The sequence below is a fragment of the Roseobacter sp. genome (assembly GCF_039970775.1).
Lineage (GTDB): Bacteria > Pseudomonadota > Alphaproteobacteria > Rhodobacterales > Rhodobacteraceae > Roseobacter.
Genome location: NZ_JBDVLG010000063.1, coordinates 208,179 through 222,572, shown reverse-complemented (window position 1 = coordinate 222,572; position 14,394 = coordinate 208,179). Strand labels below are relative to the sequence as shown.

Genomic DNA, 14,394 nt, shown 5'->3' with positions numbered 1-14,394 from the left:
CTATCCAATCGTAGCCTGTCAGGAGAGCATCATGGCCACCCTCGCTGTAACCGACGAAACCTTTGAGTCTGAGGTCAAGAAATCCGACATTCCAGTTGTCGTGGATTTTTGGGCTGAATGGTGCGGCCCGTGCAAACAGATCGGCCCGGCACTAGAAGAGCTGTCTGCCGAAATGGACGGCAAAGTGAAGATCGTTAAGGTCAACGTAGACGACAACCCCAATTCACCTGCTCAGATGGGTGTGCGGGGCATTCCGGCGCTGTTTATCTTTAAAGACGGTCAGGTTGTGTCAAACATGGCCGGTGCCAAACCAAAAGCCGCGCTGCAAAGCTGGATCGAAGACTCCATCTAAGCGACGCGTTCACGACCCGTCGAAAAGGGCGTCTGTTGCAGGCGCCCTTTGTCGTTTCCCGTCCCCGTTTTCACGCAACCCTTGTACGCCCACAGTCGCCACGCCATATAGTCACCACGGCAAAGGAGGCCCATATGGCGCAGGACGAGTTCCCCGGATGGCACGGGACAACGATCATCGGAGTGAAAAAAGCCGGAGAGGTTGTGATCGCCGGTGACGGGCAGGTGTCATTAGGCCAGACGGTCATCAAAGGCACCGCGCGCAAGGTCCGCAGGCTAAGCCCCGGCGGGTTTGACGTGGTCGCCGGTTTCGCCGGATCAACCGCAGATGCGTTTACGCTGCTTGAACGGCTAGAGACCAAATTAGAGGCAACACCGGGCCAACTGGCGCGGGCCAGCGTCGAATTGGCCAAGGACTGGCGCACCGACAAATACCTGCAAAAGCTCGAAGCAATGTTGATCGTGTCAGATGGCACCGATATTTTCGTGATCACCGGGGCGGGCGACGTGCTGGAACCTGAACATGACGTGGCCGCGATAGGTTCAGGCGGCAACTACGCCCTGGCTGCCGCCCGCGGGATGATGGACAGCAACCGCACCGCCGAAGAGGTCGCCCGCGACGCAATGGCGATTGCCGCAGATATTTGCGTCTATACCAACGGCAGGCTCACGGTCGAGACAATCAGCGCATGATCGAAAAAGACGATCTGCGGGCGGGCGTTGGCGCGGGCATCGTGACCGAAGCACAAGCCGCCGCATTGATGAGCCTTGCCCATAGCCGTCAGGGCGCGCGCGAAAACCTTGATCCGGGGGATGAACCGTTTGAGTTATTCAAAGGGTTCAACGAGATTTTCATCGTTGTGGGTCTGTCGATCCTTGCGTTGGGGTGGGTCGGCATTGTGACGTTTTGGGTCAGCCGCGACCCCATCGAGATCCGCGATACGCTGATGATTTCGGGCGCGATTGGCGCGGTTTTTCTGTGGGTTCTGTCGGAATATTTCATCCGCAAACGCCGCATGATTGCGCCGGCTATTGTGCTAACGCTCTTGTTTGCGGGCAACAGCGCCTACGGTCTGGCTGGCGCGTTTGCCGAAGTGTTCATGCTGGCGCAGGGCGATAACACCAGCCTGCCCTTGCCCTTTGCCCTCGCCACCCTTGCATTGCTGGTGTTCTGGATCCGCTTTCGCGTGCCCTTTGCCTTGGCTATTATCGCGTTGGCCGCCTTTGGCATTGCCATTTTGGTGGCGGGCAATACCAGCGGGTCGCCGCAGTCAATTGAGCAACTGTTTTTACTATCCGCCGGTGGGCCGTTTGCCTGGATCACGCTTGCCTTGGGTGTGGTCGTGTTTGCCATCGCCATGGGTTTTGACATGTCCGACCCGCACAGGGTGACGCGCCGCTGTGCAAACGGGTTTTGGCTGCACGTTGTCGCCGCGCCCGCGTTGATGAACACCATGGCGCTGACGCTTCTCGAAAGCACAGAGGCATGGTCCAACCCCTTGTTGGTGACAATGTTGGCGGTTTTTGCACTGATCGCTATCGTGATTGACCGCCGGTCATTTCTGATTGCGGCCATTGGCTATACCGTGGTCCTGACTGCGACGATCTTTGATGAAAACAGCGCGGTGTTCACTGTGTTTTTCCTCGGCGTTGTCCTGCTGTTTCTTGGGGCCCGTTGGGAGAAGATCCGCGCACGGTTGTTGAAACTGCTGCCCGGATTTATCCCGCTGCACCGGCTTCCTCCTTCTTATCAGACAAAGGCCTGATCCATGACTGACCTGACCCCCCGCGAGATCGTTTCAGAACTTGACCGTTTCATCATTGGGCAAAACGACGCGAAACGTGCCGTCGCTGTGGCGCTGCGCAACCGGTGGCGGCGCAAGCAGTTGGGCGATGATCTGCGCGACGAAGTTTACCCCAAAAACATCCTGATGATTGGCCCCACCGGCGTTGGCAAAACCGAAATCAGCCGCCGGTTGGCCAAACTGGCCCGCGCGCCGTTTCTAAAGGTCGAGGCGACAAAATTCACCGAAGTTGGGTATGTCGGCCGCGACGTCGAACAGATTATCCGCGATCTGGTCGACAGCGCCATTGCGATGACCCGCGACCACATGCGCGAAGACGTCAAGGCCAACGCCCGCAACGCCGCCGAAGAACGAGTGATAGATGCCATCGCCGGGACGGATGCCCGCGAAGGCACGCGCGATATGTTCCGCAAAAAGCTGAAGGCGGGCGAATTAGACGACCAGATGATCGATCTGGAGGTCGCCGATACATCAAGCCCCTTTCCCGCGATGGATATTCCCGGCCAGCCCGGCGGAATGAACATGTTGAACCTGGGCGATATTTTCGGCAAAGCGATGGGCGGGCGCACCACGCGCAAACGTCTTACAGTCGCTGAAAGCTATGACATTTTGGTCGGCGAAGAGGCCGATAAACTGCTGGATGATGAAACCGTCAACAAGGCGGCCATCGAAGCGGTAGAGCAAAACGGCATCGTCTTTTTGGACGAGATCGACAAGGTCTGTGCCCGGTCCGATGCGCGCGGCGGTGATGTTAGCCGCGAGGGCGTGCAGCGCGATCTGTTGCCCCTGATCGAAGGCACCACCGTCAGCACCAAACATGGCCCAGTGAAAACCGACCACGTCCTGTTCATTGCGTCAGGCGCGTTCCATATCGCCAAACCGTCGGATTTGCTGCCCGAATTGCAGGGCCGGTTGCCCATCCGCGTAGAACTGCGCGCCCTGACAGAAGAGGATTTCATCCGCATTCTGACCGAAACCGACAATGCGCTGACCTTGCAGTATACCGCCTTGATGGGCACCGAAAACGTCGCCGTTACGTTTGAGCAAGACGGCATTGCGGCGCTGGCGAAAATCGCCGCTGACGTGAACCAATCGGTCGAAAACATCGGCGCGCGGCGGCTTTATACGGTGATCGAACGGGTGTTTGAAGAACTGTCCTTTAACGCGCCCGACCAAGCCGGAGAGAGCATCGTAGTTGATGCCGCCTTTGTTGACAAAAACCTCGGCGAACTGACGAAATCCACCGATATCAGCCGCTACGTGCTTTAAGCGCTTTTCATCCGAACGCCTGCCTGCAACATCAGGCGCATGGTGTATCTGCGCTTTCTTATCGACAACCGATTGTTCCTGCTGGCGGGGTTTTTGCTAACCTTCACGTCGTCTTTTGGGCAGACCTATTTCATCTCGCTGTTCGCTGGCGAAATTAAGCACGCCTTTGCCCTGGCGGATGGCGGATGGGGCGGCATCTACACCATCGCTACCACGCTTTCGGCGATTACCATGATCTGGGCAGGCACGCTGACCGATAAGTTCCGTGTGCGTCAATTGTCCTTGGCGGTCATGGTTTTGCTGGCGGCGGCCTGTATCGCGATGTCCTTGGCCAAATCTGCGGTGATATTGGTGGCCGTTATCTTTGCGCTGCGGCTGATGGGGCAGGGGATGATGTCGCAGTTGGCCGCCGTCGCCATGTCACGTTGGTTTGTGGCTTCGCGGGGGCGGGCGATTTCACTGTCAGCGATGGGATTTGCCGCGGGTCAAGCCGTGCTGCCCATCGTCTTTGTTGCCTTGCTTGTCACCTTTGACTGGCGGTTGTTGTGGCTGCTGGCCGGTGTTTGCATCATCGCGACCATTCCCATTATGCAACGGCTGTTGCGCCAAGAGCGCACACCCCAATCAATGGCCGACGACACCCAAAGCACCGGGATGTTGGGGCGGCATTGGTCGCGCGCCGACCTACTGCGCCACCCATTGTTTTACACGCTAATACCCGTCGTTGTCGGCCCCGCCGCTTGGGGGACTGCGTTGTTTTTCCAACAAGTTCACCTGACGGAGGTAAAGGGCTGGAGCCTTGGCGCCTATGTCGCGTTATTTCCACTATCAACGCTATGTTCGGTGGCGTTTACCTTTGCAACCGGTTGGGCGGTTGACCGCATCGGGGTCAAATGGATCGTACCCTTTCAGCTGATCCCCTTTGGCATTGCCTTTTTGGTGCTGGCGGCAGCCGATACCATCTGGATGGCTGGGGTTGGTCTGGTGATATTTGGTGCCGGGCAAGGCGTACAAGGCACCGCAACCACTGCGTTTTGGGCCGCGTTTTATGGCACGCGGCACCTTGGCGCGATCAAGGCTGCGGTGGCTGCGTTGATGGTGTTCGGATCCGCCATTGGGCCGGGCGTCAGTGGTGTGTTGATCGACTTCGGCGTGGATTTCCCTGATCAGATGATCCCGATGGCCGCGTTTTATTTTGGCGGTGCAGTTCTCGCCGGGTTCGGGGTTTTGCGATATCAGCGCGACCTGCCTACCGGTGCCGCCTGAGATACACGTAATAGGCACCGCCGCCGCCATGACTAACATGCGCCTGCGCGACCTGCATCACGACAGCCGATAGCGGCGGACCCGACAACCATTGCGGCACCTGATGGCGCAAAACGCCGTGGCGCACCGGGATAGGGCCACCTTCGTCGCGGTTTTTACCCTTGCCGGTGATCACCAAGACCAACCGTTTGCCCGACCCATGCGACGTCAAAATAAACCGGGTCAAAACCCCATGCGCACGGTCCAGCGTCATACCGTGCAGATCCACGCGACCTTCTGGTTTCATCTTGCCGCGCTTGAGCTTGCCAAAGGTCTTTTGGTCCATCTGAACGGGGGCTTTTTGCAGACGTTCAGGCAGTGACGGCACCAGATCAACGTTGGTTTTGCGCGGTTCAGGCTTGGCCGGGAAGGTTTTCGCGAGCTTGCCAAAATCGGGCCGCGGTTTGTCTTGTATCGGCGCTTTTGGCTGTGGCGCATAGGCGTCAGGGTCAAACGTGCCACGCTGATGCAACGCGGTCGTGCGGTCCGCAACCATGCGCCAAAGCGCGGCCTCTTCTTCCGACAGCTTTCGACGTGTCACTGGGTGGCCTCAGGGGCCAATGCATAGGCGCGCTGGATGGGCAGTAACACGACCATACGGCCCGGATCTCTCAGCCGACCCGCCGCACGGCCTGCCTGATCACCCGTCCCGAAAAAAACATCGGCGCGTTGGGCGCCTTTTATCGCAGATCCTGTATCCTGTGCGATCATCAACCGGCGCAGAGGGCTTTCGCCGTCTTTTTCCACCCAAACTGGCGCGCCCAACGGCACAAACGCCGGGTCCACCGCGATGCTGCGCATCGGCGTCACCGACCGGTTCATCGCCCCAAGCGGACCTTTGTGGGCGGGCACCTCGCTGACTTCGCGAAAAAACACGTAGGATGGGTTATGAAACAGCAATTCCCGGCCGTCGTTTGGGTTACGGCGCACCCAGTTTTTGATGACCTCGGCACTGACCTGATGCACGGAGTAGGTGCCGCGGCGCACCAGTTCTGCCCCGATAGACCGATAGACATGCCCGTTGGCGCCGCCGTATCCGACCCGTAGCTTGCCACCATCGGGCAGTTTCACACGGCCTGACCCTTGGATTTGCAGAAAAAATAGCTCTACCGGGTCATCAACCCACGCAATTTCCAACCCGCGCCCTTCGAGCACCCCGCCATCAATGATCTGTCGGCGTGAATGCCAAACATCGGTGCGCTTTGCCTCGGGCGGCATCGCGTAAATCGGGTATCGATAGCGTGCTGTGCGGATGCGGGATCCGTCCAGTTCTGGTTCAAAATATCCGGTGAACAGTGGTTCTTGGCCGTCGTCGATCAACACGGGACGAAACAGCAGTTCAAAGAACGCTTTGGGGTCGGGGTTAGATGTCGCGTAACCGCACATCGCCTGCCAATCGGGGTCATCCATATCGACGCAGGTATTTTGAAACGCGGTAAAAGCGGCGGCATGATCATCTGTTGCCCAGCCATCAAGCTGGTCAAACGAGAGAACCTCGACCCTTGGGTCCGAGCTGGCGGAAACGGTCATACCGAAAATCCCCGCCAAAACAGCGGCCCCAAGGCCACGGGTCATGCGTCTGTGGAGACGAGCAGCCAATTGGGGTCATCCGTCCCCATCGCACGCGCGAAGGACCATGTGTCTTTTTGACGTTTGATCTCGTTGGCGGCGCCATCGATGATCTCGCCCTCGGCATTGCGGACAACAGACGTCAGCTCGGCCACAAAACGGATGGTCAATTCAGCCTCTTGGTTGTCTGCATCCAAGGTCGCATCTACCAACGTCAACTCTCGGACACCGATGAAATCGGATTCGACGGTCAAACCCTGATCTTCACGGGCGGCGATACCATCAACGAAGGATTCGTATATATCTTCGGCCAGGAAAGGCTGAATATCCGACAGCTCCCCTTTTTCGTAGCCCATCACGATCATCTCGTAGGCACTGCGCGCACCGCCCAAAAATTCGGTGACGTTAAAGAACGGCTCGATCCGCTTCATGGACGACAACGCCTTGGCGGCCGCGCTGTTTTCGTCAACATGATCGGTGATATCCAGATCAGGACCACCTTCGATCACTTCGAATTCGGGCGTGGTTGCCCCACGCGCTTGCGGTTTGGGTTGCGGTTGCTGTTCGTGGCCGTCCCGTGTCCCCAATACGTTTTTCAGACGCATAATAAGAAAAACAGCAATGCCAGCGAGCACCAAGAGCTGTATCAGTTGCGAATTCATATGCACCTCATGTGGGGTAAGTCATGGAAACGGACGTTCATACCCCTTATGTAGGTGTGAGACCCGCGCAAGTCCACTCTTGGCGCCATGAAAGGACATAGCAAAATGTGGCTATTTATCGCTTTTCTCGCGGTACCGCTGATAGAAATCACGCTGTTCGTCCAAATTGGCGGCGCGATTGGGCTTGGATGGACGCTTGTTACCGTTGTTTTGACGGCGATGGCAGGCACATGGTTGGTCCGAAATCAGGGGCTCGTGGCAATGGGCCAGTTAAAATCGTCGTTTTCTGATTTGCGGGATCCAACCGAACCCTTGGTGCATGGTGCAATGATCCTGTTTTCGGGTGCTCTTTTGTTGACGCCGGGGTTTTTCACCGATGCGGTCGGGTTTTTACTGTTGGTGCCTGCCGTCCGAGTGGCGGTTTTTACGGCCGTCCGGGCCCGCGTGAACGTGCAGGGGTTTGGCGCGCCTCAGCATCCGCACCGACCGCAGGCCAATGGCGATGTCATCGACGGGGACTATTCAGAGGTTCCGCCCGAACATAAAGAAATGAGAGGGCCATCCAAATGGACCGACCATTGAGAACCTAGACCCAAACTGATATGGCTCTCGCGATTTGATTTTTACGCTAGGAGAGACCGATGGCCGAGGCCGAAGCACAACCACAAGGGCCGCAAATGCGCGTTCTTGGACAATTCATTCGCGACATGTCGTTTGAAAACATCATGGCCCAAAAAGGCGCGCCGGCTGATGTAACGCCGGACGTTCAGGTTCAGGTTAATCTGGATGCGAAAAAACGTTCGACCGACAAGCAATATGAAACGTCGATCAAGCTGAACGTGACCTCCAAGGCCAAAGACGGCGATGCGACGCTGTTCGTTCTGGAAATCGACTATGCCGGTATTTTCCACATCGACAACGTGCCTGACGATCAACTGCACCCGTTTTTGTTGATCGAATGCCCACGCATGATTTTCCCGTTCCTGCGCCGGATCGTCAGCGACGTCACGCGCGACGGTGGGTTCCCGCCGCTGAACCTCGAAAACATCGATTTTGTCTCGCTTTACCGCAATGAAATCGCGCGCCGTCAGGCCGAAGAACAGCCCAAGCTCGACGCATAATCGTCAGGGTTTAAGCCACATCGCGTCGTCGCCCAATGTTGCCACAAATTCGGCATGGGCGGCGGCCTCTTTTGCCGACACGCGGGTGCCCAACGGTGTGGCCCGCGGGCGCGGCGACCAAGCGTCACCCTGCGCGCCAGATCCAGACGTGTGCGCCGTCGACAGGCCAAAATCAGGCTGCCGCCCCCCGATCAATTCCAGATATACTTCGGCCAGGATTTCACTATCCAGCAACGCGCCGTGCAGCGTGCGCGATGTGTTGTCGATGTGAAACCGCCGGCACAGCGCATCCAGTGATGCGGGCGACCCGGGAAAGCGTTTGCGCGCGATTTCCAACGTATCAATCGCCTGTTCCCACGGAATTTGCGGCAAGCCCATCCAGCCCAGCTCTGCGTTCAGGAACTTGATGTCAAACGCAGCGTTGTGAATGACCAGTTTTGAATCGCCGATAAAATCAAGAAACGCCTGACCGACGGCGGCGAATTTGGGTTTGTCGCTCAGAAATTCGTCGCCCAGCCCGTGCACTTGAAACGCTTCGTCAGGCATACCCCGTTCGGGGTTGATATATTGATGGTACGTCTTGCCGGTGGCCATGTGGCCCATCAATTCGACCGCGCCGATCTCGACGATCCGGTCACCCGATTGCGGGTCAAAGCCGGTGGTTTCCGTATCAAGCACGATCTCACGCATGGGGCTGTCTTTCTTTGATCTGTCGCACCACATCCTGAACCTGCGCACGGGCATGTTCAACCGTGTCGGTCACAATCACAAAATCGGATCGCGCGCATTTTTCGTCATTGGGCATCTGTTTGGCCCGAATAACATCAAATTGCGCGCGGGTCATGGTGCCCCGTTCTGCGACCCGTTCGGCCTGAATGTCGGGCGAAATGGTGACGCAAGCGACCGCATCCATGGTTGCGGAAATGCCTGTTTCAAACAACAGCGGGATGTCAAAAACAGCGATCTCTGCGGTGGTCGTATCTATGAACGACGCGCGATCCGTGGCGACCAGCGGGTGCACGATCTGTTCAATCGCTTTTATCGCCGTGGGGTCTTGTGCGATGATCTGTTTAAGGATCGTACGGCTGATCGCGGCGTCTTGCACCGCATCGGGGAACATCGCTGCAATTGGGGCGACGGCCGCACCGTCTTTTGCATATAAACGGTGCACGGCGGCGTCTGCATCCCAAACCGCGCAACCTTCTTGGGCAAAAAACGACGCGGTGGTTGATTTTCCCATGCCGATCGACCCCGTTAACCCCAAGCGGAACATCAGCGCAGCACCGCGTCCCGCGTGGCGGCATCAACGGTTGGGCGGGTGCCAAACCAGCGTTCAAACCCCGGCACGGCCTGATGCAACAACATACCAAGACCATCAACTGTGACGCATCCCTTTTGCGCCGCGACATCCAGCAACCGCGTTTTCAACGGCGTATACACCAAATCCGTGACCGTCGCCGTCTGTGGCAGCCCCTCTAATGGGACCTCGAGTGGCGGTTTTCCGACCATCCCAAGCGACGTTGTATTCACCACAAGATTGGCATTTTCTAACATGTAACCCGCTTGCGCCCAGTCCACGACGGTGACCCGGTTGCCAAAATCATCCTTTAGCTTTTCGGCCCTGATTTTGGTGCGGTTGGTCAGATATATCTCTGGCACGCCTGCTTCTAATAACGATGCAATCACCGCGCGCGCTGCACCGCCAGCACCCAATACCGCCGCCGGACCGTTTGCGGGTTGCCACAAGGGCGCGCCTGCGCGGAGGTTTTCAAGAAAACCATACCCGTCCGTATTGTCGGCGTGAATCTTGCCGTCTTCTCGGAAGATCAACGTATTGGCCGCACCGATCAATGTCGCCCGGTCTGTGATCAAATCGGCGATGGCGAGGGCTGCTTCTTTATTGGGTATTGTAACGTTAACGCCAACAAACCCCGCCTTTGGTAACGTTTTCAATACAGTACGCAAATCTTGTGGGGCCACATCCATTGGGATGTAAAACCCCGGAATACCATAGGTCGCCAGCCAATGACCGTGCACCTGCGGCGATTTTGAATGTGCAATCGGGGACCCGATGACACCTGCCAGCGGGATTTTTGCGGGGGGCAGCGGTGCCGTATTCATTGTTCTAGATCTCCACGCAGGGTCAAATAGGCCAGTAGTTCCAACAACGGCAGGCCCAGCACGTTAAAATAATCACCGTCGATGCGGTGGAACAGGCGCACTCCTTCTTCTTCAAGCTTATATGCACCCACCGCGTGTTGAATACTGTCCCAGTTTCGCGCAACGTAGCCAGATATATACGTGTCAGACGCGGCGCGCATGCGTAAACGAACCTGACCGACATGCCGCCAGATGGGTTTCCCGGCCTCGCAAATCACGGCGGCAGATAGCAATGTGTGGCGATCATTGCGCAATGCCATCAGCTGATATTCTGCATCTTGGGGTGAGGTCGGTTTTGACAGCAGTTTACCACCGTGATCCAGCACCTGATCGCACCCAATAACCAGCGCTTCTGGGTGTTTTTCACTGATCTTACGCGCCTTAAGTTCAGCAAGCGCATCCGCCACATCACGAGGCGAGGCGTCTTCAGCCAGTAGGGCATCGCGGACCATATCTTCGTCGACACGCGCGGGCTGAACATCGAACGGGACGGCGGCCTGACGCAACAATTGTGCGCGTACCGGGGATGCAGATGCAAGAATGATATGAGGGGCCATGTGGGTAATCCTGTGTGCATCATTAAGAAAACCTTAATATGTTCTTCTGATCAAATTGGCCACATCGCGCACAGGAGACAAGTTCTGTGGGAAAACCAGGGTCATTAAAGATCTGCCCCTCTACGGAAAAGGATAAACCTTAAGATGTGTATAACTACGGTTTAAGGCGGTTACACACACGGTTATCCTTTTATTTTTCGGAAAAATATGATTTTATACTATTGTTTTTAAACGATAATAGTAAATTCATTTACAAAATCTTAATATGTTTTCCCCATCTGCATAACCAATGGTAAAACCACGTAATCCACAGAAAATGTGAGCCCTACATAATCATCAATCTTTTTTCTTCTCTTATTAATTAATAAGTAAGGGTCTCTCAGTGGAGATATCCAATGTCCGACTTTCTTTCGAACGCCTACCCATGGATCAAAGCGTTTCATATCATGGCAGTCATCGCGTGGATGGCCGGGTTGTTCTATCTGCCACGGTTGTTCGTTTATCACGTCGAACAAGTGGGCCAAGACGGCGAAACACATCAGCTGTTTCAAACGATGGAGCTAAAGCTGCTCAGAGTGATTATGAATCCGGCCATGATGGCCACGTGGATTTTAGGAGTAAGTCTGATTTCTGTACCCGGTATTGTCGATTGGTCCGCGATCTGGCCTTGGACAAAGACGGCCGGCGTAGTGGGTATGACGTGGTTTCATCATTGGCTGGGGTTGCGTCGTAAAGAATTTATCGCGGGTTCTAATGTTTTGACGGGCCGCCAGTACCGTATGATGAACGAGGTACCGACCGTTTTGATGGTTGTGATCGTTCTGTCGGTGGTTGTCCGGTTCTGAAACAATTGACTCGTGCGCCACAGCGCCGTATGAGGCGATTACCACCCCGTCCGGGGATGGCGCAGACCAGACATTTTAAACACGATATCAGCCGGGCTTGCCCGACGCTGATCACGGGTATTTGCATGACGAATGACACGATCGACACCGCGGCAGCCAATGAGACCCTCGAGACGTTGAATCTCGCGGATCTTAAGCGCAAAAGTCCTAAAGATTTGCTATCGATGGCGGAAGATCTCGAGATCGAGAATGCATCGACCATGCGAAAAGGCGAGATGATGTTCCAGATCCTGCGCGAGCGCGCGGATGAAGGCTGGGAAATCTCGGGCGATGGCGTGTTGGAAGTCTTGCAGGATGGGTTCGGTTTTCTGAGGTCTCCTGAGGCGAATTATCTGCCCGGCCCGGATGATATTTACGTATCGCCTGAAATGACGCGCAAGTTTTCACTGCGCACCGGGGATACGATTGAGGGCGTGATTAAGGCCCCGGATGATAATGAGCGGTATTTTGCGCTGTTAGATGTGACTCAGATCAACTTTGAAGACCCTGAGAAGGCGCGTCACAAAGTTGCCTTCGAGAACCTGACGCCACTCTACCCGGATGAGCGGCTGACGATGGAAACTGACGATCCGACAGGCAAAGACAGGTCGTCGCGGATTATCGATTTGGTATCGCCGATTGGGAAAGGGCAGCGGTCTTTGATTGTGGCCCCGCCGCGTACGGGTAAGACCGTTCTGTTGCAAAATATCGCAAATTCGATCGAACGTAACCATCCTGAATGTTATCTGATCGTGTTGCTGATCGACGAGCGGCCCGAAGAAGTTACGGATATGCAACGTTCGGTTAAGGGCGAGGTGGTATCATCGACCTTTGATGAACCTGCGACGCGCCACGTCGCGGTATCCGATATGGTGATTGAAAAAGCCAAGCGGTTGGTTGAACATAAGCGTGATGTGGTTATTTTGCTGGATTCAATCACGCGATTGGGCCGCGCGTTTAACACCGTTGTGCCGTCGTCTGGTAAGGTTTTGACTGGTGGTGTTGACGCCAATGCGTTGCAACGGCCAAAGCGGTTCTTTGGTGCGGCGCGGAACATCGAAGAAGGTGGGTCGCTGACGATCATCGCGACTGCATTGATCGATACGGGTAGCCGTATGGATGAGGTGATCTTTGAGGAATTCAAGGGGACTGGTAATTCTGAAATCGTTCTTGACCGTAAGATTGCGGACAAACGTGTGTTCCCGGCTATGGATATTTTGAAATCAGGTACGCGGAAAGAAGACCTTTTGGTTGATAAGATTGATTTACAAAAGACCTTTGTTTTGCGCCGGATCCTTAACCCAATGGGAACCACGGATGCGATCGAATTCCTGATCTCGAAGTTGAAGCAGACCAAAACGAATTCGGATTTCTTTGATTCAATGAATACGTAACTTATTGTTTAAAAACAGTGAGTTAGATTATGGATACAATTTTTGCACTGGCAACGGCACAAGGGCGCGCTGGCGTTTCGGTTGTTAGGTTATCTGGGCCTGACGCGATGTCGATTGCTGCGCAACTTGCCGGGTCTATTCCCGCGCCACGGAAGGCGGGAATGCGTGTTTTAAAAGATTGCAGCGGCGAGGTGTTGGATCACTGCCTTGTCTTGGCGTTTCAAGGGCCAAATAGCTTTACCGGCGAGGACGTTGTTGAATTTCATCTGCACGGTAGCGTGTCCATTGTTCGATCTGTGTTAAGGCAGTTGAGTGTCGCAGAAGGGGCTCGACTGGCTGAACCCGGTGAATTTACGCGCCGTGCTTTGGAAAATGGGAAACTTGATTTATCGCAGGTTGAGGGTCTTGCCGCGCTGATCGACGCGGAAACGGAGGCGCAGAGAAAGCAAGCGGTTCGGGTTTTTTCGGGCGCCTTGGGTGATCGGGTTGATCGCTGGCGACAAAAGTTAATTCGCAGTGCTGCGTTGCTAGAAGCGACGATTGATTTCGCGGACGAGGATGTTCCTGTTGATGTGAGTCCTGAGGTTCGGGATCTCTTGAATAGCGTTAAAGACGATCTGACAGATGAGATATCAGCAAGTTTTGTCGCGGAACGGATCAGAGTTGGATTTGAGGTAGCGATCGTTGGTGCGCCGAACGCGGGGAAATCCACTTTACTTAATCGGCTTGCTGGTCGAGATGCCGCGATTACATCGGAAATAGCTGGGACGACGCGCGACGTTATTGAGGTGCGGATGGATCTGAGCGGTCTACCGGTCACATTTTTGGACACGGCGGGATTGAGAGATAGTGACGACGTGATCGAAGCGGTCGGGGTTGCACGAGGTATCGAACGGGCAAGGGCGGCAGATGTTCGCATATTTCTTATGGAGTTAGGTCAAAAGTTAATGTTAGAGCCCGGCGGTGACGATATTATTTTGTTGCCGAAAGCTGATTTATCCGATGATAATATTGAAGGTGTATCGGGGTTAACAGGGTTGGGCGTTGCAGATCTCATTGAAAAAATTGAGAAGTTTCTAACTATAAAGTCTGCTGGGGCAGGCTTGGCGACACACGAACGCCATCGTAGTGCGATGGAAGAGGCACAAATTGGTCTAACGAGAGCATTAGAGGTCGTTAACGATGGACCTGATCAATATGATATAGCCGCGGAAGAGTTACGAAGTGCGATTCGGCAGTTGGAAGTTCTTACTGGGCGGATCAACGTTGAAAACCTGCTTGATGAGGTCTTTTCTAGTTTTTGTTTAGGTAAGTAAT

At 55.2% G+C, this 14,394-nt stretch carries 17 protein-coding genes; 10 read left to right on the top strand and 7 right to left on the bottom strand.

All coding sequences use genetic code 11. The annotated features are described in order from the left end of the window. Positions 1-31 precede the first annotated feature (31 nt). From trxA to ABJH13_RS17400, 5 genes are all read left to right on the top strand, one after another. Positions 32-352, top strand: a complete 321-nt coding sequence (trxA, locus tag ABJH13_RS17420) for a thioredoxin (RefSeq protein ID WP_348407483.1) — start codon at positions 32-34, stop codon at positions 350-352. Positions 353-486: 134 nt separating this feature from the next. Further along, positions 487-1,044, top strand: a complete 558-nt coding sequence (gene hslV / locus ABJH13_RS17415) for an ATP-dependent protease subunit HslV (RefSeq protein ID WP_348407482.1) — start codon at positions 487-489, stop codon at positions 1,042-1,044. After that, positions 1,041-2,117, top strand: coding sequence for a hypothetical protein (locus ABJH13_RS17410; protein ID WP_348407481.1), 1,077 nt, complete (start codon positions 1,041-1,043; stop codon positions 2,115-2,117). The genes hslV and ABJH13_RS17410 overlap by 4 nt, the downstream gene beginning before the upstream one ends. A gap of 3 nt (positions 2,118-2,120) precedes the next feature. Next, positions 2,121-3,425 carry an ATP-dependent protease ATPase subunit HslU gene (gene hslU / locus ABJH13_RS17405; protein ID WP_348407480.1) on the top strand — a complete coding sequence of 435 codons (1,305 nt, stop codon included), beginning with the start codon at positions 2,121-2,123 and terminating at the stop codon, positions 3,423-3,425. 39 nt (positions 3,426-3,464) lie between these two features. Then, positions 3,465-4,691 carry an MFS transporter gene (locus tag ABJH13_RS17400; RefSeq protein WP_348407479.1) on the top strand — a complete coding sequence of 409 codons (1,227 nt, stop codon included), beginning with the start codon at positions 3,465-3,467 and terminating at the stop codon, positions 4,689-4,691. Here the strand turns inward: ABJH13_RS17400 and ABJH13_RS17395 are convergent. Genes ABJH13_RS17395 through ABJH13_RS17385 form a run of 3 tightly spaced genes read right to left on the bottom strand, consistent with a single transcriptional unit; the run spans position 4,675 to position 6,961 of the window. After that, positions 4,675-5,271: a Smr/MutS family protein gene (locus ABJH13_RS17395; RefSeq protein WP_348407478.1), complete on the bottom strand. Its 597-nt coding sequence runs from the start codon at positions 5,269-5,271 to the stop codon at positions 4,675-4,677. The genes ABJH13_RS17400 and ABJH13_RS17395 overlap by 17 nt on opposite strands. Then, the gene (locus ABJH13_RS17390) at positions 5,268-6,260 is read right to left on the bottom strand and encodes an MltA domain-containing protein (protein ID WP_348407477.1); all 993 of its coding nucleotides are present in this window, start codon (positions 6,258-6,260) and stop codon (positions 5,268-5,270) included. The genes ABJH13_RS17395 and ABJH13_RS17390 overlap by 4 nt, the downstream gene beginning before the upstream one ends. Before the next feature lie 41 nt (positions 6,261-6,301). After that, a complete protein-coding gene (locus ABJH13_RS17385) occupies positions 6,302-6,961 on the bottom strand; it encodes a Tim44/TimA family putative adaptor protein (RefSeq protein ID WP_348407476.1) in 660 nt (219 codons plus the stop codon). Positions 6,962-7,066: 105 nt separating this feature from the next. Here ABJH13_RS17385 and ABJH13_RS17380 point away from each other — a divergent pair, with 105 nt between their 5' ends. Both ABJH13_RS17380 and secB read left to right on the top strand, forming a co-directional pair. Beyond that, complete coding sequence (locus ABJH13_RS17380; protein WP_348407475.1) at positions 7,067-7,543, top strand: FxsA family protein; 477 nt, start codon at positions 7,067-7,069, stop codon at positions 7,541-7,543. A gap of 59 nt (positions 7,544-7,602) precedes the next feature. Then, complete coding sequence (secB, locus tag ABJH13_RS17375) at positions 7,603-8,082, top strand: protein-export chaperone SecB (RefSeq protein WP_348407474.1); 480 nt, start codon at positions 7,603-7,605, stop codon at positions 8,080-8,082. 3 nt (positions 8,083-8,085) lie between these two features. Here secB and dnaQ read toward each other — a convergent pair whose 3' ends face one another. From dnaQ to ABJH13_RS17355, 4 genes are read right to left on the bottom strand one after another with little or no spacing between them, the layout of a single operon-like run. Further along, a complete protein-coding gene (dnaQ, locus tag ABJH13_RS17370; RefSeq protein WP_348407473.1) occupies positions 8,086-8,772 on the bottom strand; it encodes a DNA polymerase III subunit epsilon in 687 nt (228 codons plus the stop codon). Continuing rightward, complete coding sequence (coaE, locus tag ABJH13_RS17365) at positions 8,765-9,358, bottom strand: dephospho-CoA kinase (protein ID WP_348407531.1); 594 nt, start codon at positions 9,356-9,358, stop codon at positions 8,765-8,767. The genes dnaQ and coaE overlap by 8 nt, the downstream gene beginning before the upstream one ends. After that, positions 9,355-10,188 (bottom strand): shikimate dehydrogenase, encoded by an 834-nt coding sequence (locus tag ABJH13_RS17360; RefSeq protein ID WP_348407530.1) that lies wholly within the window; start codon positions 10,186-10,188, stop codon positions 9,355-9,357. The genes coaE and ABJH13_RS17360 overlap by 4 nt, the downstream gene beginning before the upstream one ends. 11 nt (positions 10,189-10,199) lie before the next feature. After that, positions 10,200-10,799: a nucleoside triphosphate pyrophosphatase gene (locus tag ABJH13_RS17355; protein WP_348407472.1), complete on the bottom strand. Its 600-nt coding sequence runs from the start codon at positions 10,797-10,799 to the stop codon at positions 10,200-10,202. A gap of 395 nt (positions 10,800-11,194) precedes the next feature. Here ABJH13_RS17355 and hemJ point away from each other — a divergent pair, with 395 nt between their 5' ends. The 3 genes from hemJ (at position 11,195) to mnmE (ending at position 14,393) form a co-directional block, all read left to right on the top strand. Continuing rightward, on the top strand, positions 11,195-11,644 hold the full coding sequence (hemJ, locus tag ABJH13_RS17350) for a protoporphyrinogen oxidase HemJ (protein ID WP_348407471.1): 450 nt from the start codon (positions 11,195-11,197) through the stop codon (positions 11,642-11,644). A gap of 125 nt (positions 11,645-11,769) precedes the next feature. Beyond that, entirely contained in the window at positions 11,770-13,077 is a 1,308-nt protein-coding gene (gene rho, locus ABJH13_RS17345; protein WP_348407470.1) for a transcription termination factor Rho, read from the top strand. 29 nt (positions 13,078-13,106) lie between these two features. After that, a complete protein-coding gene (gene mnmE, locus ABJH13_RS17340) occupies positions 13,107-14,393 on the top strand; it encodes a tRNA uridine-5-carboxymethylaminomethyl(34) synthesis GTPase MnmE (protein ID WP_348407469.1) in 1,287 nt (428 codons plus the stop codon). Position 14,394: the final 1 nt, after the last annotated feature.